The organism is Pseudomonas sp. Choline-02u-1 (assembly GCF_002836515.1).
Lineage (GTDB): Bacteria > Pseudomonadota > Gammaproteobacteria > Pseudomonadales > Pseudomonadaceae > Aquipseudomonas.
The window spans coordinates 87442-110306 of the sequence record NZ_PJBC01000059.1 but is presented as its reverse complement, the minus strand read 5'-3'; the positions used below and the strand labels follow the sequence as shown (position 1 = coordinate 110306).

21 protein-coding genes and 1 pseudogene are annotated in these 22865 nt (G+C 60.9%); 8 read left to right on the top strand and 14 right to left on the bottom strand.

Annotated features, from left to right (window positions below):
- Window positions 1–903, bottom strand: a complete 903-nt coding sequence (locus tag CXF97_RS15830; RefSeq protein ID WP_101159296.1) for a DMT family transporter — start codon at window positions 901–903, stop codon at window positions 1–3.
- Between the two features lie 136 nt (window positions 904–1039).
- Here CXF97_RS15830 and CXF97_RS15825 point away from each other — a divergent pair, with 136 nt between their 5' ends.
- On the top strand, window positions 1040–1915 hold the full coding sequence (locus tag CXF97_RS15825; RefSeq protein ID WP_101159295.1) for a helix-turn-helix domain-containing protein: 876 nt from the start codon (window positions 1040–1042) through the stop codon (window positions 1913–1915).
- Between the two features lie 117 nt (window positions 1916–2032).
- On the opposite strand, the gene CXF97_RS15820 is transcribed toward CXF97_RS15825, so the two are convergent.
- From CXF97_RS15820 to CXF97_RS15795, 6 genes are all read right to left on the bottom strand, one after another.
- Window positions 2033–4462: a TonB-dependent receptor gene (locus CXF97_RS15820; protein ID WP_101159294.1), complete on the bottom strand. Its 2430-nt coding sequence runs from the start codon at window positions 4460–4462 to the stop codon at window positions 2033–2035.
- Between the two features lie 165 nt (window positions 4463–4627).
- Window positions 4628–5617 carry a FecR family protein gene (locus tag CXF97_RS15815; protein ID WP_101159293.1) on the bottom strand — a complete coding sequence of 330 codons (990 nt, stop codon included), beginning with the start codon at window positions 5615–5617 and terminating at the stop codon, window positions 4628–4630.
- Window positions 5614–6180, bottom strand: coding sequence for an RNA polymerase sigma factor (locus CXF97_RS15810; RefSeq protein WP_371918388.1), 567 nt, complete (start codon window positions 6178–6180; stop codon window positions 5614–5616). The genes CXF97_RS15815 and CXF97_RS15810 overlap by 4 nt, the downstream gene beginning before the upstream one ends.
- 1 nt (window position 6181) lies before the next feature.
- Window positions 6182–6508: a DUF3325 domain-containing protein gene (locus tag CXF97_RS15805; protein WP_101159292.1), complete on the bottom strand. Its 327-nt coding sequence runs from the start codon at window positions 6506–6508 to the stop codon at window positions 6182–6184.
- Window positions 6508–8091: a PepSY domain-containing protein gene (locus CXF97_RS15800; protein WP_101159291.1), complete on the bottom strand. Its 1584-nt coding sequence runs from the start codon at window positions 8089–8091 to the stop codon at window positions 6508–6510. The genes CXF97_RS15805 and CXF97_RS15800 overlap by 1 nt, the downstream gene beginning before the upstream one ends.
- Window positions 8088–8393 (bottom strand): DUF3649 domain-containing protein, encoded by a 306-nt coding sequence (locus tag CXF97_RS15795; protein ID WP_101159384.1) that lies wholly within the window; start codon window positions 8391–8393, stop codon window positions 8088–8090. Before CXF97_RS15795 ends, CXF97_RS15800 begins: the two co-directional genes overlap by 4 nt.
- Before the next feature lie 188 nt (window positions 8394–8581).
- Here CXF97_RS15795 and CXF97_RS15790 point away from each other — a divergent pair, with 188 nt between their 5' ends.
- The 3 genes from CXF97_RS15790 (at window position 8582) to fecA (ending at window position 12481) form a co-directional block, all read left to right on the top strand.
- Window positions 8582–9070 carry a sigma-70 family RNA polymerase sigma factor gene (locus CXF97_RS15790; RefSeq protein ID WP_101159290.1) on the top strand — a complete coding sequence of 163 codons (489 nt, stop codon included), beginning with the start codon at window positions 8582–8584 and terminating at the stop codon, window positions 9068–9070.
- Window positions 9067–9999: a FecR domain-containing protein gene (locus CXF97_RS15785; protein WP_101159289.1), complete on the top strand. Its 933-nt coding sequence runs from the start codon at window positions 9067–9069 to the stop codon at window positions 9997–9999. Before CXF97_RS15790 ends, CXF97_RS15785 begins: the two co-directional genes overlap by 4 nt.
- Before the next feature lie 148 nt (window positions 10000–10147).
- A complete protein-coding gene (fecA, locus tag CXF97_RS15780; protein ID WP_101159288.1) occupies window positions 10148–12481 on the top strand; it encodes a TonB-dependent Fe(3+) dicitrate receptor FecA in 2334 nt (777 codons plus the stop codon).
- 88 nt (window positions 12482–12569) lie between these two features.
- Here the strand turns inward: fecA and CXF97_RS15775 are convergent, their stop codons facing one another.
- Both CXF97_RS15775 and CXF97_RS15770 read right to left on the bottom strand, forming a co-directional pair.
- Window positions 12570–12977, bottom strand: coding sequence for an HPF/RaiA family ribosome-associated protein (locus CXF97_RS15775; protein ID WP_016771629.1), 408 nt, complete (start codon window positions 12975–12977; stop codon window positions 12570–12572).
- Between the two features lie 200 nt (window positions 12978–13177).
- Complete coding sequence (locus CXF97_RS15770) at window positions 13178–14125, bottom strand: LysR substrate-binding domain-containing protein (RefSeq protein WP_101159287.1); 948 nt, start codon at window positions 14123–14125, stop codon at window positions 13178–13180.
- A gap of 135 nt (window positions 14126–14260) precedes the next feature.
- Between CXF97_RS15770 and CXF97_RS15765 the strand changes: the two genes are divergently transcribed.
- Together CXF97_RS15765 and CXF97_RS15760 are read left to right on the top strand one after the other, a co-directional pair.
- Window positions 14261–15637 carry an L-serine ammonia-lyase gene (locus tag CXF97_RS15765; protein WP_101159286.1) on the top strand — a complete coding sequence of 459 codons (1377 nt, stop codon included), beginning with the start codon at window positions 14261–14263 and terminating at the stop codon, window positions 15635–15637.
- A 263-nt stretch (window positions 15638–15900) separates the two neighbouring features.
- A complete protein-coding gene (locus CXF97_RS15760; protein ID WP_016771632.1) occupies window positions 15901–16218 on the top strand; it encodes a DUF3509 domain-containing protein in 318 nt (105 codons plus the stop codon).
- Here the strand turns inward: CXF97_RS15760 and CXF97_RS15755 are convergent.
- Window positions 16215–16715 (bottom strand): phosphate-starvation-inducible protein PsiE, encoded by a 501-nt coding sequence (locus CXF97_RS15755; protein WP_101159285.1) that lies wholly within the window; start codon window positions 16713–16715, stop codon window positions 16215–16217. The genes CXF97_RS15760 and CXF97_RS15755 overlap by 4 nt on opposite strands.
- Before the next feature lie 336 nt (window positions 16716–17051).
- Here CXF97_RS15755 and CXF97_RS15750 point away from each other — a divergent pair.
- Window positions 17052–17306 (top strand): annotated as a pseudogene (locus CXF97_RS15750) (YebG family protein); the annotation flags it as partial.
- A gap of 157 nt (window positions 17307–17463) precedes the next feature.
- On the opposite strand, the gene CXF97_RS15745 reads toward CXF97_RS15750, so the two are convergent.
- Complete coding sequence (locus CXF97_RS15745) at window positions 17464–18483, bottom strand: Glu/Leu/Phe/Val dehydrogenase dimerization domain-containing protein (protein WP_101159284.1); 1020 nt, start codon at window positions 18481–18483, stop codon at window positions 17464–17466.
- A gap of 185 nt (window positions 18484–18668) precedes the next feature.
- On the opposite strand from CXF97_RS15745, the gene CXF97_RS15740 reads away from it, so the two are divergent.
- Window positions 18669–19472 carry a SirB1 family protein gene (locus CXF97_RS15740; protein ID WP_101159283.1) on the top strand — a complete coding sequence of 268 codons (804 nt, stop codon included), beginning with the start codon at window positions 18669–18671 and terminating at the stop codon, window positions 19470–19472.
- A 75-nt stretch (window positions 19473–19547) separates the two neighbouring features.
- Here the strand turns inward: CXF97_RS15740 and maiA are convergent, their stop codons facing one another.
- Genes maiA through hmgA form a run of 3 tightly spaced genes read right to left on the bottom strand, consistent with a single transcriptional unit; the run spans window position 19548 to window position 22808 of the window.
- Entirely contained in the window at window positions 19548–20183 is a 636-nt protein-coding gene (gene maiA / locus CXF97_RS15735) for a maleylacetoacetate isomerase (protein WP_101159282.1), read from the bottom strand.
- A gap of 12 nt (window positions 20184–20195) precedes the next feature.
- On the bottom strand, window positions 20196–21500 hold the full coding sequence (gene fahA / locus CXF97_RS15730; RefSeq protein ID WP_101159281.1) for a fumarylacetoacetase: 1305 nt from the start codon (window positions 21498–21500) through the stop codon (window positions 20196–20198).
- Window positions 21501–21503: 3 nt separating this feature from the next.
- Window positions 21504–22808, bottom strand: a complete 1305-nt coding sequence (gene hmgA, locus CXF97_RS15725; protein WP_101159280.1) for a homogentisate 1,2-dioxygenase — start codon at window positions 22806–22808, stop codon at window positions 21504–21506.
- Window positions 22809–22865: the final 57 nt, after the last annotated feature.

The window sequence follows — 22865 nt, the reverse complement described above, 5'->3', positions numbered from 1 at the left end:
TCAAGCCAACGTCCTCTGCCCGGCAGACAACAGCTTTTTCGGTTTACGGAACACCAATACGTTGCCCAGCATCACCAACACCAGCCCCGCCAGTGCCGGCGTGGTCCATTGATAACCTTCGGCAAACGCCGACACGTTCAGCGCCACCACCGGGAACAGCACCGTGCAATAAGCCGCACGCTCCGGGCCCATGCGCCCGACCAGCGTCAGGTACGCGGTGAAGCCGATCACCGAGCCGGGAATCACCAGATACAGCAAGGCGCCGACATAACGCGGCGACCAGTCCATGTCGAAGGGTATGCCGTTGAACAGACACCACACCGACAGCATCACCGCGCCATAAGCCATGCCCCAGGCATTGGTCGTCAGCGGCCTCAATCCCGCTTTCTGTTGCAGGCTTGAGAGCATATTGCCCGCCGAAAAACACAAGGTGCCGCACAACGCCAGACCAAGCCCCAGCAGCGTTTGCGGGCTGGCCTGATGCCCGGCCAATTGCGGCCAGAACAGCAGCCCCAGACCGAACAGCCCCAGCGCGCCGCCCATCAGCACATTGCGTGCAATGCGCTGGCCGAAGAACACCCGCGCATTGAGCGCGTTCCACAGCGTTGCAGTGGAAAACACCACCGCCACCAGTCCGCTGGGAATCCATTGGCTGGCCGTCAGAAAGCACATGAAGTTGACACAGAACAGGCACACCCCCTGAGCCACACAGATCAAGTGCCCACGGCGGTTCATCGGTTGCAGGCGCCGGCTGAGCAACAGCAGCGCAAACAACACCAATGCAGCCAGGCCGAAGCGGTAGACGATCGACACTGGAATTTCGACCACGCCCAATTGCCATTTCAAGGCAATCCAGGTGGTGCCCCAAATCAGCACGGTCAGCAGGTACAACGACAGGTTCATGGCAGGCACTCCTCAAACAGGTCTTGAGTGTCTGCCCGTGCGTCCTTCGACGCTTGCACAATCTTGCGCTTTTGTCTGGCGGCGGCTGGCAGCGCGCGGTCTACGGAGTAGGATGCAAGGCGTTGGAGAACCGCACATGGCCGCTATCGATACCCTGCAAGTGTTTCAAGCCCTCAATCGCTCGCCGAATGCACGTCTGGTGCACAGCGCCGAGCTCGGTGACGGCTTGTCTGCGGCTTTGTGGACCAACCACCACGATGCCCAGGAATATGAAGCGCCAAGTCATCACACGCTGTCCTGCTACATCGCCGGCGGCACCGGCACTTTTCGTCGTGGCCAGCCGGGCCGCAAGGGCGGGCCGGACAAGCTGTGCATCCTGCCGGCGGAACATGAGTCGGGCTGGGTGATCAACGGCGATATCCGTCTGGCGCACCTGTATCTCAGCGCCGAACAGTTCGCCCTCGGTTGCGTCACTTTGCTGGATCGCGAGCCGCGCGAGATGCAATTACGCGAACAGACCTTTCTTGAAGATCCGCAGCAGGCGCAGCGCTTCAGGCAATTGCTGAACCTGAACTGGCAAGAGCCGGCCGAGCGCTTGCTGACCAGCAGCCTCGCCCATGAGTTGATCAGCCACACGTTGCTCAGTCAGGTCGGTGCGCGTCAGGGCTTGCGCTTGAAGGGCGGACTGGCGCCGCATCAGCGGCGGCAACTGGTTGAGTACATCGACAACCAGTTGGCCGAACCGATCAGCCTGGGTCAACTGGCGGGGTTGTGTGCGCTCTCTGAATATCACTTTGCGCGGATGTTTCGCGCAAGCTTCGGACTGCCGCCGCACCAATATGTGCTGGCGCGGCGCTTGAACCGCGCACGGGAGCTGCTGCGCGGGACGGCGTTGCCGCTGGGCGAGATTGCGCTGGCCTGCGGGTTTGCCAGCGCCAGTCATTTCACTAATCGCTTCAAGCAGGTTCTGGGCGGGACACCGGGCGAATATCGACAGGCATTTTTGCGTTAGAGCCAAAATCTGTTTCACCGATACGGGCCTCTTCGCGAGCAAGCCCGCTCCCACATTTGCAATGCAGTCCCCTGTGGGAGCGGGCTTGCTCGCGAAGAACGATGACGCGGTTTGCGATCAGAACTCCAACGTGCTGGACAAAGAAACCTGCCGCGAATCCCCCATCGACACAAAGAAGCGGCTTGCCGACGAGGTGTAATAGGTGCGATCAAACAGGTTCTTTACGTTCAACTGAAACTTGACCTTTTGCCCCTCGACCGTGGTGTCGTAAGTGGCAAACGCATCCGCCACGGTATAGCTCGGCAGATCAAAATCATTCACCGCGTTGCCGGCACGCTCGCCGACATAACGCGCCCCCGCACCGACACGCAATTGGTCGCCGCCAAACACATTGCCGAAGTCATAGACCGCCGACAGCGAGCCGGAATTCTTCGCTACGTTCTGCAGGCGCTTGCCTTTGTATTGCGGGTCTTCGGTGACTTCGGCATCGGTGTAGGCGTAACTGCCGATCAGGTTCCAGTGCTCGCTGAGCTGCCCGCTCAGGTCAACTTCCAGCCCGCGTGAACGCACCTCGCCCGCCGCGCTGTAAATCGTCGTCGGACCTTCGGAGTTGGCCACCAGCACGTTGCGTTTCTTGATGTCGAACAAGGCGATATTGCCGGTGATGCTGCCGGGCATATCCAGCCGCGCACCCAGCTCCCACGACTTGGCTTCCTCTGGCGCGATGCTGCCGTCGAGCACGGTACTGCTGCCGCTCAGCGGGGCGATGGTTGAGTTGGGTTTGAACGATTCGGTGTAGCTGCCGTAGAACGACACGGCGTCGGTGTAGCGATACACAAGCCCTGCGCGTGGCACCCACTTCTGGCCGTTGCTGTCGGTGTTTGCCTTGAACGGCACGCCTTTGCCAGCGTACTGGTCGTACTCCTGAAAACGTCCACCGGCGACGAGAATCCATTGCTCGTTGAGGTGAATCGAGTCCTGCAGGAACAGCGAATCGCTGCGCAGTTTATCGGTCTGTGCGCTGTCGGGCGCACTCACCGTAGTGCCCATCACTTCGCGGCCATACACCGGGTTGAGATAGCTGAACGTGGTCAGGCTTTTCTGCCGGATCAGATCCTCGCGGTAGATCTTGCGGTATTCGTCATCAACGCCGAACACCAGATCATGCTGCAGGCCCAGCACATTCATTTTGCCTTCGAGGCTGGCGGTGGTGAAACGATCGGTGCTGATCGCGTTCCGGGTGCCGTCCATGCTGCGGGTCAGTGTGCCTTTTTTCGTGTCGATCGCAGTCACGCGCACCTGGCTGGCGTCGTAGGTTTCACGGTTCCAGCTGTAGCCGAAGTGGGCTTTCCAGTCGTCGTTGAGTTCATGGTCGGCTTCGAAATGGTAGAGGTCCGAGCGCCCTTCCATGTCGTTGAACGGCTCGTCGAGACGCTGCTTGCGCGAGATATCCAGCGGATGGTTGGTGCGCGGATCGATCAAGGTGCCACGGTCGAACGGGGTGAGAAATTCGCGATGTTCGTAGGCGAACAACAGCTTGGTGCGCTCGCCGTACCAGGCCAGCGACGGTGCGATCAGCGTCTCGCGGTGGGTGCCGAAGTTGCGCCAGTAATCTTCGTCTTCATGATCGACAACCATGCGATAGGCGAAGCCGGAATCGCCCAGCGCGCCGGTGCTATCGAAGGCGCCACCGCTGCCGTTCTTGCCGTCTCCGTAGGTCGAACCGCGCACGGTCACGGCGTTGTACTGGGTCAGTTCGGGCTTCTTGCTGACCAGGTTGACCACACCGCCCGGGTCCTGAATCCCGTAGAGCAACGAGGCCGGGCCCTTGAGCACTTCGACGCGATCCACGGTCGCGTTCATGCCGCGGCCCTGCACCAGCGGCATGCCGTCGCGCATGATCGAGCCGTTGCGGTTGTCGCCGAAACCGCGAGTCATCACCGAATCCTGTGTACTGCCCAAGGTGTTGCCCTGGGTGATGCCGCTGACATTGGCCAGCGCATCATCGAGATTGCGCGGCGCCTGATCGCGAATGACCTGCGCCGGGATGACATTGACGGTCTGTGGAATCTCTTGCAGCGATGCCGATGAGCGCATCACCGAACTGGTGGCCGGCGGCTGATAACTCATTGATTCGTCGCGCGTGGACGTGATGGTGGTGGCGCCGAGATTGAGCGCGCCTTCGGTCGGCATCGGCTCCAGAGCCAACGTGTGGCTGTCAGTGCGGCGAAAGCTCAGGCCGGAGCTGCCGAGCAGGCGTTGCAGAGCCTGTTCGGCGCTCATCTGGCCGTTGACTGCCGGAGCATTGAGGCCGTAGGGCGCCTCATCGGTGTAGACCACGCTTTGCCCGGTCACGCGGCTGAAGTCGCTCAGGGCTTGCGGCAACGGTTTGGCGACGAGGGCAAATTTGAACTGCTGTTGCGCCTGAGTACTCACCGCTTCTGCCGCCAGCGCGATACTCATAGGCAGCGATGCCAATGCGGAAAAACTCAACGCCGACACGCTTAACCACTGTTTGACCGAACCGGATTTTGCCCTGGACTTCATTGCTCAATGACCTGTGTAGTACCGCAACGGATGCGAATGGCTCGCAGTTTCAGTCACTACACGGATGGGGCTCGGCGTTACCTCACCACAGAAATGAAAATAATTTTGAAGATTAAAAGATCGTCCGAAAGCTCGGGCCGCGTTCGGATGATCTTTTGCTTTGCCTCAGCGCAAAATAATCAACTGCCCCAACACCCGATGCTGCTCAAACCCCAACACCCCTTGCAGCGAATTGAGCACCGCTTGTGGATCCTTGCTCGGAAAACTGCCGCTGACCTTGCGCGCCGCAAGCGTATCGTTGAGCAGCACAATTCGCCCCGGGTAATAGCGGCGCAGATCCTCGACGACATCGGCCAGCGTGGTCTTGTAGTAAGTCAGCCAACCCTGACGCCAGGCCAGTTGCGCCTCACTGTCCACGGCATGCACTTTTTCCGCCGTGCCGTCGGCATAAGCGACCTGCTGGCCGGCCGTGAGAATCTGCTGTTGACCATGCTCATCCGCCGTTACCCCGACCCGCCCGGACAACACCGTCACTCGTGCGCCGTGAGGTTGCCGGCGCACTTCGAACTGCGTACCCAGCACCCGCGCCTCGCCCTGCTCCGCCGCCACCACAAACGGATCGCCAGTGTGGGTGACGCTGAAGAAAGCAGCGCCACGGATCAATTGCACGCGGCGTTGACCGTGGCTGAATTCAACAGCAATCGCGCTGTCGGCATCCAGCGTGACTTGCGACTGATCGGCCAGTTTCACCGTGCGGATTTCACCGGGCGCCGTGACATGATCGGCGCGCAGATCGTCGAGCCAGCGCTGCGCTTGCCAGCCCGTGCCGAGGCTGACCATCAGCAGCAGACACGCGGCCATCGCCAACGCTCCAGACCAACGCAACAACCGCGAACGACGCGGGGTATCCATCGCCTGCAAATACCCTTGCAACGCGAGGGCATCTTCACCGGCCAACGTGCGCGCCGGGGCTTCACTGAGTTCCCAGATCACCTGCGCCTGCGCATACGCCTGGGCATGAGCGGGGTCAGCGCGCAGCCATTCGCTGAAGGTCAGTTGATCGCCAGTGCTCGGGCGATCGTGCAACAGGCTCAGCCAGGCCAGCGCGGCCTGCTCCTGGGCCGGTGTCGGTGTGATCGGATTGGATGGCTTCACGGTGCTTTCCCTGGCAGACGTGGCGCGGGATCGCGCAGGCTGGCCTTGCAGGCCTCGAGGGCGCGCATCATATGTTTTTCCACGGCACTTTGGGACAGCCCCATGGCCTTGGCGATGTCGGCGTACTTGCGTCCGTGAATGCGATTAAGCAGAAAAATTTGCCGGGTACGCTCGGGCAACGCGCGCAATGCCGCTTCGACATGGCGCAGATCATTGCCGGCTTCGAGCGCGGCCTGGGGTTCAGTGCCGTGGCTGTCGGGTTCGTCCGGCTGCCAGCCTTCGTTGACCCGCGCGCGCGTTCCTTCGCTGCGCAAATGATCGATGGCAATGTTGCCGGCGCAGCGCAGCAGATAAGTGCTGAGTTCTTCGACCTGCACCAGCGGCCGGCGCCAGAAGCGCAAAAACAGATCCTGAACCAGATCCGCCGCCGTCGCCCGGCAACCGACGCGCCGGTTCACCAGTGCTTCCATCTGCGCACGCTGGGACAGAAACACCTGGAGAAAATGCGCCCGCGCGCCACGTGCTTCGTCATCGCCCGATTCCGGCGGCAGACCGATCAACACTTCAGCACTGCGCCCATGCGGCAACCGGGCTGGCCAGCAGGCTCAACCCGGCCAATGCCAAGGCCAGACGCGGGCGATACGGCAGCAACAGCACCAGTGCCAAAGCGCTAAGCATCAGCACCGCGAACCAATCGACCAGACCGAAACTCCAGCCATTGGCCGCAACTGCCGCCCACAGCGACAGCGCCAGCAACAGCCATCCCGCCAACGCCAAACCGTGACGGCGGCGAGCAGACGGTTTGGCGCCGAGCAATTCGGCGTGATGGCGTGGCATCGACAGGCACAAAGCGCTGAAGCCGGCATAGCTGAGTAACAGCGCCAGCAGCATCAGCTGGCACCTTGTTCGACAGTGATCGGCCGAGGCGAAGCACTTGCTTTGCGAACGCTCACGCAATTGCCCGTACGCTGCATCTTGCGCGCAGCCCAGCCGAGGAAAATCCCTGTCGCAAGGCACGTCAGATCGAATCCGGCCAGTGCCCAGTCGCGCTGCATCAGGCTGGCGCCAAGATTCCACCGCGTGGTCAGCGCATTGATCAGCGGCACCGCGATAAACAGCGCTGCGCCAAGCGTCAGCTGTTCGATCCAGGCCTTGCGTCCCCGACGCAACAGCGCGTGCACCAAGGTCAGCGCCCAGGCCATGAAGAACGCATTCACTTCCCAATCGGCCCGCCCCGCCAGACTCACCGGCAACAACCGATTGGCCAGAAAGAACACCGCCACCGCCGACACCAGCCCGGCCATGCTGGCGATATTCAGCACCTCGACCAGGCGCAATTCGAAGGGCAGCGCTGCGCTTTTTGCGTGCCTGAGCTGCCGTTTGCCCAGCCAGATCACCAGCCCGGTGCCGATCATTGCCGTGCCGGCCAGACCGCACATGAAATACAGCCAGCGCAACAGCGGTCCGGCGAAATGGCCCATGTGCAAGCCATAGAACGCGCCACCCACGGCCATCGCTGCTGGCTGTTCAGGTGTGCTGCCGACGAGATCCCCGGTGACACCATTGAAAGTCACCGCCCGGCCGAAATCATGCACCACGCGATCACCCGCGCGGGACAGCACCACCGTGGCACTGGCATCGCCCGGATTGCTCACCGACAGGCGCGCGGTGTGGCCGCCCGACCATTGCGCGCTGGCCTTGGCCAGCAAAGGCGCCATGGCAGTCAGCGGCGCGGCGAGATTAGCGCGCTCGGGTGTTTTAGAGGCGGGGAAGACTTCATCGTAGAACTTGCGCACGTCGCTCCCGTAAGAGGCGACGATGCTGGCGGGCATGACCATCGACATGAAAATCACCAGGCTGCTGTAGGTGATCATCAAGTGAAACGGCAGCACCAGCACGCCCACGGCGTTATGCCCGTCGAGCCAGGAACGCTGGCCCTTGCGCGGGCGGAAGGTGAAGAAGTCCTTGAAGATTTTCTTGTGGGTGATGATGCCGCTGATCAAAGCGACGAACATCACCATCGCAGCGATGGTCGCCAGCCAGCGCCCCCATGGATAAGGCATCTGCAACTGGAAGTGGAAACGGTAAAAGAACTCGCCGCCCATGCTTTCGCGGCCCTGTACTTCGGCGCCGGTCTGAGCGTCGAGGGTTCTGGATTCGAAACGACCGCGCTCGCCGGGTTTGCCCGGCGCCTGCTGCCAGCGCACCGTCAGGCCCGGATCGCGGGCATCGGGCAAATCGATCAGCCAGCGCGAGGCACCGGCGGCGTGTTGCTGCAGATAGTTTTGCGCCTGCGTCAGGCTCGCTTCGGCATCCAGCGGATGCGCAGCAATTTCCGGCTGCATCCAGTGGCTGATTTCATCTTTGAAGTAAGCAAGCGTTCCCGTGAGGAAAATCGCGAACAGCAACCAGCCGAACACCAGCCCGGCCCAGGTGTGCAGCCAGGCCATCGCCTGGCGAAAGCCCTCTTTCATGCCAGCCCCAGACCGCGTGCGGCACCGGAAATCGTGGCGAGAATCACGCTCGGTACCAGCAAGCCGACCCACGCCGACCACGCGCTGCGGCAGGCGAAACACCAGAGCACCGCGACCAGATAGACCACAAAGGACACCGTCATGCCGGTGACCACCGCTTCTGCGCGGTTCAGCGGCAGCCACAACGTCAGGGTGACACTGGCCAGCGCCGCGACCAGATAGCCGCCGAAAACCGCCGCCAGCACTCGGGAAGTGACGGCCAGACGATAGGACATGGGAAGGGTTGCGAGTTTGCCTTTCATGTTTCGACCCTGAAACGAAAAACGTTCGGCCGACAAGCCGAATCTACAGGCGAGCAATATTAATGATAAATATTCTCATACGCAAAAGCATCTGATTGCCGGGCACCGCCTCCAGCCCCTACAATGCGAACCGTTCTTGTTCTCTAACGCACGTTCTCTACGCAAGCATTGCGTCCGGAGTCATTTCGTTGCCGCCCGCCCATCCTGTCGAATCGCTCTATCACGCTCATCACAGCTGGCTCACCGGCTGGCTGCGGCGCAAGCTCGGCTGCCCGGACAGCGCGGCGGACCTGGCTCAGGACACGTTCATCAAGGTACTGACCGCCCGCGAGCCACCGCTGATCATCGAACCGCGTGCCTTTCTCACCACGCTGGCCAAGCGCGTGCTGTTCAACCATTACCGGCGTCAGGATGTGGAACGCGCCTACCTCGAGACGCTGGCGCAAATGCCCGAGATGGTCGCGCCGTCGGAAGAGCACAAAGCGATCATCCTGCAGACGTTGATCGAACTCGATGAGCTGCTCGACGGCTTGCCGCGCCAGATCAAACGCGCTTTCCTGCTCGCTCAGGTCGATGGCCTGACTTATCCACAGATCGCCGCAGAACTGGGTATTTCGGTGGCCACGGTCAAACGCCATTTGAACAAGGCGGCCCTGCGCTGCTATTTCGCTTTATGAATCGTGTGCCGGAATTCTCCGCGCAGGTCGCCGAACAGGCGGTGCAATGGCTGCTGGAAATGCAGCAGGGCACGCTGACGCAGCGCCAGCAACAGGCCTGGCAACAATGGCTGGATGCGCACAGCGAACACCGTCGGGCGTGGGAACACATGCAACGGGTCAACCAACGCTTGCGTGGTGTGTCATCGCCATTGGCCCACGCCGCGTTGAACGGACCGAAGTCCGGCAGCCGCCGTCAGGCGCTGAAAATGTTGCTGATTCTCGGTGCCGGCTCAGCGGCGACCTGGGGCCTGCGCGAGCACACGCCGCTGCCGTCGCTGCTCGCCGACTACCGCACGCCGGTCGGGCAGCGGCGCGAGATCGCCTTGGGCGGTGCCGATTCGGTGCAGCTCAATACCGCCAGCTCGGTCGATGTCGATCGTGCGCAGCGGTTGATTCGCCTGCTCGAGGGCGAAATGCTGCTGAGCGCTGCGAGTCCGTTCGAAATACGCACGGCGCAAGGGCTGTTGAAAACCCACGGCGCACGCCTCAATGTGCGGCAGTTTGCCGATCGCACGCAGATCGCGCTGTTCGAAGGACGAGTCGAACTCACCGCCGAGCACCGCGCGCCTCTGCTACTGCCGGTCGCGCGGCAGCTGAGTTTCACTGCGAGCTCCGTCAGCGAGGCAACATCGCTGGATGCCAACAGCGGCGCCTGGACTGACGGCATGCTGGTCGCCGCGCACATGCGCTTGGGCGATTTCCTCCACGAGCTTGGTCGCTACCGGCGCGGGCAGTTGAGGTGCGACAGCCAGGTCGCCGATCTGCTGATTTCCGGGACGTATCCGCTGGATGACAGCGAGCGAATTCTCGACCTGCTGCAGATCAGTCTGCCGGTCAGAGTGAAGCGCTTTACCCGTTATTGGGTGAGCGTCGAAGCGCGGGTTTGAACAGCAAGATCAAAAGATCGCAGCCTTCGGCGGCTCCTACAAAAGGCTGCGATCTTTTGATTCTGAAAAAATAAATGAGCCGTTTTTCAGATCTGGCGTGACAGAGAAGGAAAGCCCCCTTGATTCCCACCTTCTCAGGATCATCCCCATGCAGCCCACCCGTCTCACGCCACTGGCCCGCAGCCTGCGCAATCTGCTGCTCGGCGCCAGCCTGAGTTTCACCGCCCTGCCCGCCGCGCTGGGCGCCGAAGCCAGGGTTTATCACATCGCCCCGGCGTCACTGGAAACCGCGCTCAACCAGTTTGGCCGTGAAGCCGGCGTGCTGATCTCCTTCGGCTCGCAAGTCACCAGCGGTGTGCAGAGCCGGGGGCTGGAAGGCAACCACACCGCGCAACAAGGCCTCGATGCCTTGCTTGAAGGCACCGGCCTGCAGGCCCGCGCCGAAGGTGACAATGCCTTCAGCCTGCAACCACTGGGTGATGCGGCGCTGGAGTTGGGCACGTCGACCGTGGTCGGCGACTGGCTCGGCGATGCTGCGCAGATCAACGTTTTCGAACACCCCGGCGCGCGTGATGTGATCCGCCGCGAAGAGTTTGAACGCCAAGGCGCAACGCAGGCCCGCGATGTGCTCAACCGCATCCCCGGCGTCAATGCGCCGGAAAACAATGGCACCGGCAGCCATGACATGGCGCTGAATTTCGGCATTCGTGGTTTGAATCCGCGCCTGGCCGCGCGCTCGACCGTGCTGATGGACGGCATCCCGGTACCGTTTGCGCCGTATGGCCAGCCGCAGTTGTCGTTCGCGCCGATCAGCATGGGCAACATGGATGCCGTGGATGTGGTGCGCGGCGGCGGCGCGGTGCGTTACGGCCCGCAGAACGTCGGAGGTGTAGTCAACTTCGTGACTCGGGCGATTCCCGACGAGCCAACGGTCAAGGGTGGCTTGCAGACTGAAACCAGCCCATCGTCGAGCCACGACGGCTTCAAGACCAGCGCCAATCTGCTGGCCGGCGGCACCAATGCCAACGGCCTCGGTGGTGCGCTGTTGTACTCCGGCACCCGTGGCGGTGACTGGCGCGAACACAGCGATACCGAGATCGACGACCTGATCCTCAAGGGCAAGTACCAGCTCGACGAGGCCAACAGCTTCAACGCCATGGCCCAGTATTACGAAGGCAAGGCCGACATGCCCGGAGGTCTGAACGTCGCCGACTATGATGCCGATCCCTATCAGTCAACGCGGCCGAAAGACCAGTTCTGGGGGCGCCGGACGATGTTCAACTTCGGCTATCGCTATCAGGAAGATCGCCGCGAGTTCACCGCCAACACCTTCTTCACCAAGACCCTGCGCAGCGGTTATCTGGATCAGGGCACCTTCCTTTCGCTGTCGCCGCGCGAGTACTGGGTACGTGGGCTGGAAACCCGTTTCGCCCAAGGCTTCGACCTGGGCTCGAGCAGCCACGAAGTCGGCGTCGGCTACCGTTACATCAATGAGGCCGGCCACGAACTGCGCTATCGCACGCCGATCAGCGCCAACGAATACCCGACCACCAGCAGCCGCAACGACCGTGACACCCGAGGCGGCACCGAGGCCAACGCGTTCTTCGTCGACGACCGCATCGACATCGGCAAATGGACCGTCACCCCGGGCATACGCTACGAGATGATCGAGTCGCAGCAGACCAACAATTTGACCAACGTCAAATACAAGGGCGACTACAACACCGCACTGCCGGCGCTCAACGTGCTCTATCACCTGACCGACAGCTGGAATCTGTACGCCAACACCGAGGGCTCGTTCGGCAGCGTGCAATACAGTCAGATGCCCAACCGGGTGAGCAGCGGCGAAGTAAAACCGGAAAAGGCCCGCACCTGGGAGCTCGGCACGCGATATGACAGCGGCGCCCTGCGCGCGGAAATCGGCGCGTTCCTGATCAACTTCGACAACCAGTACGAAAGCAACCAGACCAATGACTCGGTGATCGCCCGCGGCGAAACCCGTCACCAGGGCATCGAGACCCGCGTCAACTACGCTTTGGATGACCTGAATCCAGCGCTCGCCGGTTTCGATGTTTACGCCAGTTATGCGTATGTCGACGCAACCATCCGCGAGGACGGGCCGAACAAAGGCAACCGCGTGCCATTTTCTTCCAAACACAAAGGCACGATTGGCGTCGGTTATACCGAAGGGCCATGGAAGCTGAATCTGGACAGCAGCTTCCAGAGCGACCAGTTTGCCGACAACGCCAATACCTCGAAGGAAAGTGCCGATGGCAGCACCGGCAAGATTCCCGGTTACATGCTGTTCAGCAGCCGCGCCGGTTATGACTTCGGGCCGCAACTGTCGGATTTGAATGTAGCGGTGGGGATAAAGAACATTTTCAACACGCAGTACTTCACGCGCTCGTTCGATGACAACAACAAGGGCAAGTACGTGGGAGAGCCGCGGACGGTTTACCTGCAGACTTCGGTGGCGTTTTGAAGAAGTTTTGAAATCCCCCCACGTCGCGTAAAAAAAACGGGCCTGCATCAGCAGGCCCGTTCTCCTTGTGACTTATGAAATCAGCGCATCAACTGTTGATCGCTGCCTGTTCGTTCTCGTCGAATTCCTCTGCCAACAGTTTGTCATTGGCTTTGCCGGTAAATGGCACTACGGCGGCGCGTGGTTTACCTCGTAGTTTGCCGAACAGGTGATCCAGTTTGTGCTCGAGTTTCTCGGCAGCACCGTCGATCGCCTGTTCCAGCGAATCGGCTTTGTGGGTCACGGAAATCGGTTGGTGGCCTTTTGGCCGCGCTTCCAGTTGGCAGCGCAAGTCATGGGGACCTGGTTTCTCGCCGTTCTCGTCGCTCAGGTGGACTTCGACACGGGTCAGGTCTTCTTCATAACGGTCGAGCGTGCTCTCAATAGTTGTACGTACCCACTCCTCCAGTCGCTTACTGCTTTGAATATGGTTATCGCTGTTGACTTGGATTTGCATAGTTCATCCCTTATTTCAGCTAGCTCGCTGGAGGCCGTGAGTTGAATTTCCTGACCTCCTGGTTACAACAATCGGCCCGACCGTCGAACATTTCAACCCCTGAAAAAAGAAAAATATTCATTCGCAAAAAAAGCCGGACAACCAAGCGAAGCGCTGTTAATGTCGGGAGTTGATTCGCCTCGCCTGTTGGCAAAATCTGCTCACAATTGCCCGTCGTTCAGCGGGTGCAGACCGCGAAAAATCCCCGCCTCCTCCACCAGCCAATCATGCACAGCGCGCACGCCCGGATGGCTCAATGCCCCCGGCGCATAGAGCAGCACGTAGCGTTTATGGTTGGGCACCGACAAGCCGAACGGCACAATCAACGTGCCGCGCTCCAGCTCATCGTTGAGCAACGTGCGCCGGGCAATTGCCACGCCCATGCCGGCAATCGCCGCTTCGATGGTCAGGTGATTGCGATTGAAGGTATGTCCGCGTCGCACATCGGCGCCTTCGAAGCCGATCGCATTCAAATAAAACTCCCATTCCGCGTATTCGTAACTGCCACGCCAGGCGGTGATGTCGTGCAGCAGCGGGAAATGCACCAGATCCGCCGGCCCGTGCAGCGGCGGCCGCCCGCGCAGCAAGCCTGGTGCGCACACCGGAAAAATCTGCTCGTCGAGCAAGGCTGTGGATAACAAACCGGGGTAGCTGCCATCGTTGAGGTCGATGGCCAGATCGAAATCGCCCTCATGCAGCGGCACGCTGCTGTCCTCGGCCACCAGGCGCAACTGGATGTCCGGAAAGCGTTGCTGCAAGCGCGGCAGGCGCGGAGTCAGCCACTTGCCGAGAAACGACGGGATCGAGCGCAACCGTAACGTCCCGCTGATCATCCCGGCGTCCAGTCGGCGCAATTCGGCGTCGATGCTGCCATACGCTTCATTGACGGTAATCGCCAGCCGCTGCCCTTCTGCGCTCAACTCAACGCCGCGCGCGCGCCGATGAAACAGGCGAAAGCCGAGGCGCTCTTCCAGTTGGCGAATCTGCTGGCTGACCGCGCCCGGGGTGATGTGCAGCTCTTCGGCACAACGGGTGAACGACAAGTGCCGCGCGGCACAGGCAAATACCTGCAGCCAGACGTAGGTCTGAGCATGCAATTGACGATTCATTGTTTAGTCCTGCTAAAGGCTGTCTTAGGAGGTTTCGTTGGTCACCTCGAACTGAGGCAGGCAGTATCGCCGACATTGCGCTTGTCCGACAAAAAATGGCAGCGATTCCTACTCCATTGCTTGTAAGGGTTTAGCATGGCTATCAGTGTTTTCGATCTATTCAAAGTGGGCATCGGCCCGTCCAGTTCCCATACCGTCGGTCCGATGCGCGCAGCGGCGACATTTGCCCAGGCCCTGATCAATCAGCATCTGCTCAATGACGTGCGACGAGTGGAAATCCGCCTGTACGGCTCGCTGTCGGCCACCGGTGTTGGCCACGCCACCGACCGCGCGACGGTCATGGGCCTGATGGGCGAGTGGCCGGACAGCATCGATCCTTCGACCATCGATCCACGCATCCAGCAATTACGCGAAACCGGGCAATTGTCTCTTGCCGGTCAGCGTTCGATCGCTTTCGACTGGCAGAACGATCTGCTGCTGCTCGACGAAAGCCTGCCCTATCACCCCAACGCCATGTCGCTGACGGCCTTTGGCGAAAGCGCCGAGCTGTTCGCGCAAACCTATTACTCGGTGGGGGGCGGTTTCATCGTCGAAGCGGCTGAAGCCGAATCTGGCGCGGCGCCGGCGAGCGACGTGGTGTTGCCGTACGATTTTTCCAGCGCCGCCGAACTGCTCGCCCTGTGCAAACAACACAATCTGCGCGTATCCGAACTGATGATGGCCAACGAGCGCGCCTGGCGCAGCGACGCCGAGATCCGTCAGGGCCTGTTGCACATCTGGTCGGTGATGCGCGAGTGCGTCGAACAAGGCCTGCGCCACGAAGGCATCCTGCCCGGCGGGCTGAAAGTGCCGCGTCGCGCGGCGAAACTGCACCGCAGTCTGCTCGAAATCGGCAAACCGAATGTGATCAGTTCAACCCTGTCGGCAATGGAATGGGTCAACCTGTTCGCTCTCGCCGTCAACGAAGAAAACGCCGCCGGCGGGCGCATGGTCACCGCGCCGACCAACGGTGCCGCCGGAATCATTCCGGCCGTTCTGCATTACTACATGAAATTCAATCCGGACGCGTGTGACGATGACGTCGTCGCGTTCTTTCTCGGCGCAGCCGCCGTCGGCATTCTGTGCAAGAAAAACGCCTCCATCTCCGGCGCCGAAGTTGGCTGTCAGGGGGAAGTTGGTTCGGCTTGCGCAATGGCCGCCGCCGGCCTGGCCGACGTCCTCGGCGCGACACCTGAGCAACTGGAAAACGCCGCCGAGATCGGCCTGGAACACAACCTCGGCCTGACCTGCGATCCGGTCGGCGGTCTGGTGCAAGTGCCGTGCATCGAGCGCAACGCCATCGCTGCGGTGAAGGCGATCAACGCCACACAAATGGCCCTGCGCGGCGACGGCAACCACTTCATTTCCCTTGACCGGGTGATCCGCACCATGCGTGACACCGGCGCCGACATGCATGACAAATACAAGGAAACGTCGCGGGGCGGGCTGGCGGTGAATTGGGTGGAATGCTGATCCGCCTGATTGCACCGTCCGCGATCATCGACTCATTCCTGCCCTGAAAACGAGCCATAAAAAACGGCGAGCCCGAAAGCTCGCCGTTTTTTATGGCGCGTTTATTGTTCGACAATTTTTCCGGCATGCCCCTTGCTACATCGCCCTTGAGGCAAACGGAGATTGCGAACCTCAGCGAACGAGATGCCAGTGGTCTGGTGTTGCGAACCAAATCGGATCATGGCCGGTCAACAACTGCACGTTCAATCAGGCGGTGACGCATCATGGACAACCCATTTCAAATCATTACCGATGCCTTCGCGCCGGACTATCAGATCAATCTGAGCATTCAGGGGCTGGACGGCAGCATCATGCTGACCCTGTCCAACGCCGGCCGCATTGTGGCCAAACGCATGATCAGCGCCGAACAGCGCAACGATCCCGAGCGTTTGAAACGCCTGGTGCAAAGCATCCAGTTCGGCATCGCCATCGAACAGGGCCACAGCGCCATGTCGATCCTCGAAGCCATGACCAGCGGCGCCGGGCTGACCCCGCCACCGCCACGCGTCAAAGGCCAGCCCGGCCAGGCGGCGGGCCTTTAAAGCTCGCCCTTTTCCACTTCTGGATGCTCGCCGGAACCCGTGCCGATCTTGCGCTGCGGGTTCTCGATCTTGACCGAGGGAAATTGCGACGAAGCATAACGCACCACCAGAATCGCGAACGCCAGCAACAGGATGCCGCCGCACAGGTAGATGATGCCCATGTCCGGCGGGTTGTGGTGCGAGACATTGGAAATCAGCAGCCGCGTCAGCGCAGTGATTGCCACGTAGATCAGAAAGCGCACCGGCATGTGGTTGGTCTTGAAATAAATCCCGACCATCGCGCCCAGTTCCAGATAGATGAACAGCAACAGGATGTCATCAATCTTGATGTGCCCGACTTCGAGCATCCCGAGAAACTCCATCACCGCCGCCCACGCCGTCACCGCGCCAATGGCGAAAAGCGCCAGGTAGTGAAAGGTCTCGACGAACAGGTTGCCCAGGGACTCGGCCAGTTGATGCACGTTACGCCGCAGTTTCTCGGCCCAGTTGATTTTCACGATGAGTTTCCTTAGCCCGTTTCGGGCGGATGATGCGTATCGCACGTGACGTTTTTGCGCGCGCGCCTTGTTGCAATGAGTTTCATGCAGGTTCAGGGCCACGCATCATGGCGATCCGCCGCAAATCCCGCGCCGTGGCGTTTGGTCGCACCGCTGGAGTTTCCGTGGGAGCGAGCCTGCTCGCGAATAGCAGTCACACGTACCCCTGACAAACGCCAAATCCGGTCTACATTGAAAAGCCACTACCCATGGCGCAGGGATTCGCTTATCCTTTTCGCTGTATATGGATACAGTAGTCGTCAAGACAACTTAACGTGAAGGCATGTGAGGTGGTGAATGGCCGTCGAAGTGGTATACCGCAGCAGCCGAGATCTGGAGCGCTTGTTCATGGATAAAGCCGAAGCTGATCGTCATGACAAAATGCTCGAACTGGCCGAATATCTGGCCGATGTGCTGCAAAAAGCCGTTCCGTCCCTGACCGAACAGCAAGTGGAAGAAGCCGGGATCTACATGGCGAAGAATCGCGATGTGTTTGCCCGGGCATTCAAAAGCCAGCCCGATGCGCTGTCGGAGCTGATCAATGCGCCGGCCGAGCCTGTCGAAAAAGCTGAAGCGGCAGAACCTGACGAGGCGCCGGCGAAGCCCGCCAAAGCAGCGAAAGCGCCGAAGTAATCAGAAAGATCGCAGCCTTCGGCAGCTCCTACACTCGGAATGTAGGTGCTGCCGAAGGCTGCGATCTTTTGCTTTTTCAGCGATACAAAACCTTCTCCGCCAGCTCATCCGCCACCCGCGCCGGCGAGCGTTTTTCCGCCTGGGCGTGAGCAAAGACTTCGGTCAGCCGCGAACTGATTTTCGACAGATGCGCCGTGATGATCGGCAATTCCTCGCCACGATGCTTCAGCGAAACGTAGATCAGCCCGCCGGCATTGATCACATAATCGGGCGCGTAAAGAATCCCGCGCCGTTCCAGTTGATCTGCCACATCAAGGTGCGAAAGTTGATTGTTCGCCGAGCCGGCAACTGCCGAACAACGTAGCTGTGACACCGAATGACTGTTGAGCACACCGCCCAATCCGCAAGGCGCAAGAATATCGCAAGGCGTGCTGAGCAATGCATCGTTGGCGATCGGGTGGGCATTGAGTTGTTCCATCGCCAGTTGCACCTTGCCGTGATCGATATCACTGACCAGCAATTCAGCGCCCGCAGCATGCAGTTGCTCGGCCAGCGCAAAGCCGACATTGCCAAGCCCCTGGATGGCGATGCGCAGGCCTTCCAGGTTGTCGCTACCCAGACGCGCCATCGCCGTCGCGCGAATGCCGGTGAACACGCCCATGGCCGCGTGCGGCGCCGGGTCGCCTGCTGAAGTCGTGCTGGTGACATGCCGGGTCTGCTGGGCGATGCAGTCCATATCCGCCACTGAGGTGCCGCTGTCGATAGCGGTGATGTAGCGGCCGTCGAGTTGCTCGATACAGCGGCCGAAAGCCTCGAACAACGCACCGCGATTTTCTACGTGGACCGGACGCACGATCACCGCCACCCCGCCCCCCTGCGCAAGGCCGGCCAGTGCTGCTTTGTAGCTCATGTTTTGTGCCAGGCGAATGGCGTCCTCGACCGCTGATTCGTCGTTGGGATAGGCAAGGTAACGGCAACCGCCCAAGGCTGGACCCAGGCGGCTGTTATGAATGGCAATGACCGCCTTCAACCCGGTGCCCGGGTCAACGCTCAGATGCAGCGATTCCAGGCGAGTGCTTTGCATGAGAGCGAACATCGACAGGCTCCCGAATCACTTCTGGTAGAACGCCAGTATAGGCTTGCCCTTGGAAATTGCTGCCGCGCGCTGGCATCAGCCGCCGAGCGGACACTGTCAGGCTGCTATAACTTGCGCTCAAGGAGCCAGCCACTGGACGAACCACCCGGACGGGGCTAAAACGAGGCATTGGAGGAAGTTTTTTGATGAGTCCGCGCCAACGCTTTTTCGACTGCCTGCACCGCTCGCCGCCAGCCCTGCTGGAAGCTGCGCTGTGGATAAGCGCTGAGCACGACAAAACTCTCGAACCCGAGGCGCTGCTGCGCTCCTTCAATGATCTGCAACAACGAATCAGCTACGGCTTGCCGATGCTGCCGGTCAGCGAACTGGCGCAACCGCTGTTGCGCCGCATGGTCGACCTGGGTTTTGCGCAGGATGATTTCCTGCCGCTGCGCCCGCAAGCGGCACTGCTGCATCGTGTATTACAGACCCAACGCGGGCAGCCGCTGGCACTTGCATTAATTGCGCTGGAGCTGGCACACGGCCTGGAGATTCCTTTGGTCGGGGTCAACTTCCCCGGACATTTTCTGCTGCGGGTTCCCGGCGCCGACCACTTGCTGGACCCATGCGGCGGGCGACGGCTGTATCCCAATGACTGTCGCGAACTGTTACAACGACAATACGGGCCGAACATGCAGCTCAGCGCCGAGCATCTGCTGACGGCAACGCCGGTGCAGATGCTGCAGCGCCTGTCACGCAACCTGCGTCAATTGCACCTGACCCACGACGACTTTATCGCCGCGCTCATTGACGCTGAGCGGGTACTCGAACTGGGTGGCGCCAAGGCCGCCGACTACATGGCTCGCGCCAGTCTGTATCAACGGCTGGATTGCCCGAACGCAGAACGATTCGACCTTGAACATGCGTTATTGCTCAGCGAAGACCCGATCCAGCGCCTGCGCCTGACCGAACGCCTCGGGCATCTGCCGCCCAACTCCGTCGTTCATTGACCGCTTTGTGCAGGCTCGCTCCCCTTGAACCCGATACAAACCTCTGTGGGAGCGGGCAAGCCCGCCCCTACAAGGTTACGGTGTGTCCGGCTGATTGGCCGGATGCGCTGTGATAAACGCCGGATGTTCAGCCGCCAATGCAGCCACGCGGCGGATTTTCGGATACGCCTCGAGGCTGACGCTGAACCGCTCTGCTGCATACAACTGCGGAATCAGATACACATCCGCCACACACGGCCATTCGCCAAAACAGAATCCGCTGTCGCCGATCAACTGCTCCACCGTGGCCAGCCCTTGGGTGATCCAGTGACTGATCCACTCCACCACCTGCGCCTCATCCTGCCCCGACTGGCGCAGGCGATTGAGTACGCTGACGTTATGCAACGGATGCACATCGCAGCCGATCACCGCCGCAACACCGCGAACCTGTGCGCGCGCCACCAGATCATCCGGCAGCAACGGCACCTGTGGATAACGCTCCTCCAGAAACTCAATGATCGCCGGCGACTGAATCAGCACCGCTCCGTCGTCAGTGCGCAAGGCAGGCACCCGGCCCTGGGGATTGATCGCCAGAAATCCTGCTTGCCGGTGTTCACCCCCCGACGGTGCGATGAGGTTGACCGGCAGCGCCTGGTAATCAAGACCCTTCAACGCCAGCGCAATTCGCACCCGGTACGACGAAGTGGAACGGTAATAGCCATAGAGATCCATAAGCGGCTCCTGTCAGCGTGCAGCGATCACGGTGCCGCGGCACTCGCCGAAGCCGATCGAGGCAAAACCTTCGCGGGCGCAGCGGGCGCGCAGGATGATTTCGTCACCGTCCTCAAGGAACTTGCGCACTTCGCCGGAGGCCAGTTCGATCGGTTTCTTACCGCCCTCAGTGATTTCCAACAGGCTGCCGAACTGACCGTTTTCCGGGCCGGACAAAGTGCCCGAACCGAACAGATCGCCGGCCTGCAACTGGCAACCGTTGACGCTGTGGTGCGCGACCATTTGCGCGACGGTCCAGTACATGTAGCGGGTGTTGCTCAGGGTCAGGCGATGGGCCGGCAGGTTCTGCTCGCGCATGGCTTCGGTACGCAGCAGCACTTCCAGCTCGATGTCGAAGGCGCCGCCGTCCTGATCACGCTTGTCGAGCAGATACGGCAGCGGCTGCGGATCACCTTCAGGGCGGGCCGGCTGTGCCGTGCGGAACGGTTCCAGCGCTTCGGCCGTCACCACCCAGGGCGAAACACTGGTGATGAAACTCTTCGACAGAAACGGCCCGAGTGGCTGGTATTCCCAGGCCTGGATGTCCCGCGCCGACCAGTCATTGAGCAGGCAGAAACCGGCGATGTGCTCGGCAGCGTCACCGATGGCAATGGGCTCGCCCATCTCGTTGCCCTGCCCGATCCAGATACCCAATTCCAGTTCGTAATCCAGACGCGCGCAAGGGCCGAAGACCGGTTCGGTCTGCCCGGCCGGCAGCGTCTGGCCTTTTGGCCGGCGTACGTCGGTGCCGGACGCGCGCACCGTGGAAGCGCGACCGTGATAGCCGATCGGCACATGCTTGTAGTTCGGCAGCAGCGGGTTATCGGGGCGGAACAGTTTGCCGACATTCTGCGCGTGCTCGATGCCGACATAGAAATCGGTGTAATCGCTGATCCGGGCCGGCAGATGCATCTGGCAATCGGCAGCCAACGGCAAGACTTTCGCGCCTTGCGCTTCGATGTTGCCGCGCAGGGTACTGCCTTCACTGAACAGCTCGATCAGGCGTTCGCGCAGAGCAACCCGCGCCTCACGGCCGAGCTCAAAGAACGCGTTCAACTGCCCGCCGTGCATGGCTTGCACCGCACTGCGTGCGAGACCATCAAACAGCCCCCCCTCAAGCCCGACTTGCAAATCGAAGATGTGCTCGCCGATCGCCACGCCTGCGCGAGGCGTCGAACCGTTCAGGCTGAACACGCCCAGCGGCAGATTCTGCAACGGGAAATCGCTGTGACCGTTGGCCGAAGCGACCCAGCTGCGGGGGATGGAATTCTGTGTCATGGGTTATCTCCGGGTCGGGTCGAATGTGGCGGGCAGCGTCGCCCAGCAGGCGTCGTAACTCGATTGCAATTGTGGGCAGTCGAGGGCAAAGCGGGTTGGACGCAGCACCTGGCTGGTCTCGAACATGAAGGCCATGGTGTTGTCGATTTTCGCCGGTGCCAGCTGGGCGTTGATCGCCCTGGTGCAGGTCTCGCCGTCCGGGCCATGGGCGCTCATGCAGCTGTGCAGCGACGCGCCGCCGGGCACGAAGCCTTCGGCTTTGGCGTCGTATTCGCCCTGGATCAGACCCATGAATTCATTCATCAGGTTGCGGTGGAACCACGGTGGCCGAAAGGTGTTTTCGGCAACCATCCAGCGCGGCGGGAAGATCACGAAATCAAGGTTGGCCAGACCGTGCACACTGGTCGGAGAGGTCAACACGGTGAAAATCGACGGATCGGGGTGATCAAAGCTCACCGTGCCGATGGTGTTGAAACGGCGCAGGTCATATTTGTACGGCACGTTGTTGCCGTGCCAGGCGACCACGTTCAGCGGTGAGTGATTGAGTTCGGTGGCCCACAACTGGCCAAGAAATTTCTGCACCAGAGTGGTCGGTTGCTGGAGGTTTTCGTAGGCGGCGACCGGAGTGAGGAAATCCCGTGGATTGGCCAGACCGTTGCTGCCGATCGGCCCCAGATCCGGCAGGCGCAGCGGCGCGCCATGGTTCTCGGCGAGGTAACCGCGTGCCTGCGGGTCGAGCAATTCGACGCGGAATTTCAGGCCACGCGGCAGTACGACAATTTCCAGCGGCGCCACATCAAGCACGCCCAGTTCGGTGGCGATGCGCAGGCGACCGAGTTGCGGCACCAGCAGCATCTCCCCATCGGCGTTGAAGAACACGCGCTCCATCGAACGGTTGGCGACGTAGTTATAAATGCTGATGCCGGACGGTTTCTCAGCGCCAGCGTTGGCGGCCATGCTGATCAGTCCGTCGATGAAATCGGTCGGTTCGGCCGGAATATCCAGCGGGTTCCAGCGCAGACGATTGGGTGTCACTTCACCCAACGATCCGCCTGCCAGTTGCCGTTCCAGTTTGACGAACGCCGGGTGGTTGGCCGATGGCTGAATCCGGTACATCCAGGTACGCCGCGCTTCACTGCGCGGCATGGTGAAGGCGGTGCCGGAGAACAGTTCGGTATACAGGCCGTACGGGGCTTTTTGGGGGGAATTCTGGCCAACAGGCAGCGCGCCGGACAAAGCTTCTGTGCTGAATTCGTTGCCGAACCCGGACTGATACGCCAAGGCCTGAGCGGTTGAATCGGAGTTCATGGAGCCTCCTGAACAGGGAGTCGGCAGTGGCCCACCGCTCTGGTTCAGAGGTCTCGG

Excerpts from the sequence above, each read along its gene's own strand:
- hmgA (WP_101159280.1), bottom strand. The coding sequence starts at position 22,808 with ATGAACTCCGATTCAACCGCTCAGGCCTTGGCGTATCAGTCCGGGTTC.
- CXF97_RS15740 (WP_101159283.1), top strand. The coding sequence starts at position 18,669 with ATGAGTCCGCGCCAACGCTTTTTCGACTGCCTGCACCGCTCGCCGCCA.
- CXF97_RS15760 (WP_016771632.1), top strand. The coding sequence starts at position 15,901 with ATGGACAACCCATTTCAAATCATTACCGATGCCTTCGCGCCGGACTAT.
- CXF97_RS15745 (WP_101159284.1), bottom strand. The coding sequence starts at position 18,483 with ATGTTCGCTCTCATGCAAAGCACTCGCCTGGAATCGCTGCATCTGAGC.
- fecA (WP_101159288.1), top strand. The coding sequence starts at position 10,148 with ATGCAGCCCACCCGTCTCACGCCACTGGCCCGCAGCCTGCGCAATCTG.
- CXF97_RS15785 (WP_101159289.1), top strand. The coding sequence starts at position 9,067 with ATGAATCGTGTGCCGGAATTCTCCGCGCAGGTCGCCGAACAGGCGGTG.
- maiA (WP_101159282.1), bottom strand. The coding sequence starts at position 20,183 with ATGGATCTCTATGGCTATTACCGTTCCACTTCGTCGTACCGGGTGCGA.
- CXF97_RS15800 (WP_101159291.1), bottom strand. The coding sequence starts at position 8,091 with ATGAAAGAGGGCTTTCGCCAGGCGATGGCCTGGCTGCACACCTGGGCC.
- CXF97_RS15830 (WP_101159296.1), bottom strand. The coding sequence starts at position 903 with ATGAACCTGTCGTTGTACCTGCTGACCGTGCTGATTTGGGGCACCACC.
- fahA (WP_101159281.1), bottom strand. The coding sequence starts at position 21,500 with ATGACACAGAATTCCATCCCCCGCAGCTGGGTCGCTTCGGCCAACGGT.
- CXF97_RS15775 (WP_016771629.1), bottom strand. The coding sequence starts at position 12,977 with ATGCAAATCCAAGTCAACAGCGATAACCATATTCAAAGCAGTAAGCGA.
- CXF97_RS15765 (WP_101159286.1), top strand. The coding sequence starts at position 14,261 with ATGGCTATCAGTGTTTTCGATCTATTCAAAGTGGGCATCGGCCCGTCC.
- CXF97_RS15770 (WP_101159287.1), bottom strand. The coding sequence starts at position 14,125 with ATGAATCGTCAATTGCATGCTCAGACCTACGTCTGGCTGCAGGTATTT.
- CXF97_RS15825 (WP_101159295.1), top strand. The coding sequence starts at position 1,040 with ATGGCCGCTATCGATACCCTGCAAGTGTTTCAAGCCCTCAATCGCTCG.
- CXF97_RS15820 (WP_101159294.1), bottom strand. The coding sequence starts at position 4,462 with ATGAAGTCCAGGGCAAAATCCGGTTCGGTCAAACAGTGGTTAAGCGTG.
- CXF97_RS15805 (WP_101159292.1), bottom strand. The coding sequence starts at position 6,508 with ATGCTGCTGGCGCTGTTACTCAGCTATGCCGGCTTCAGCGCTTTGTGC.
- CXF97_RS15795 (WP_101159384.1), bottom strand. The coding sequence starts at position 8,393 with ATGAAAGGCAAACTCGCAACCCTTCCCATGTCCTATCGTCTGGCCGTC.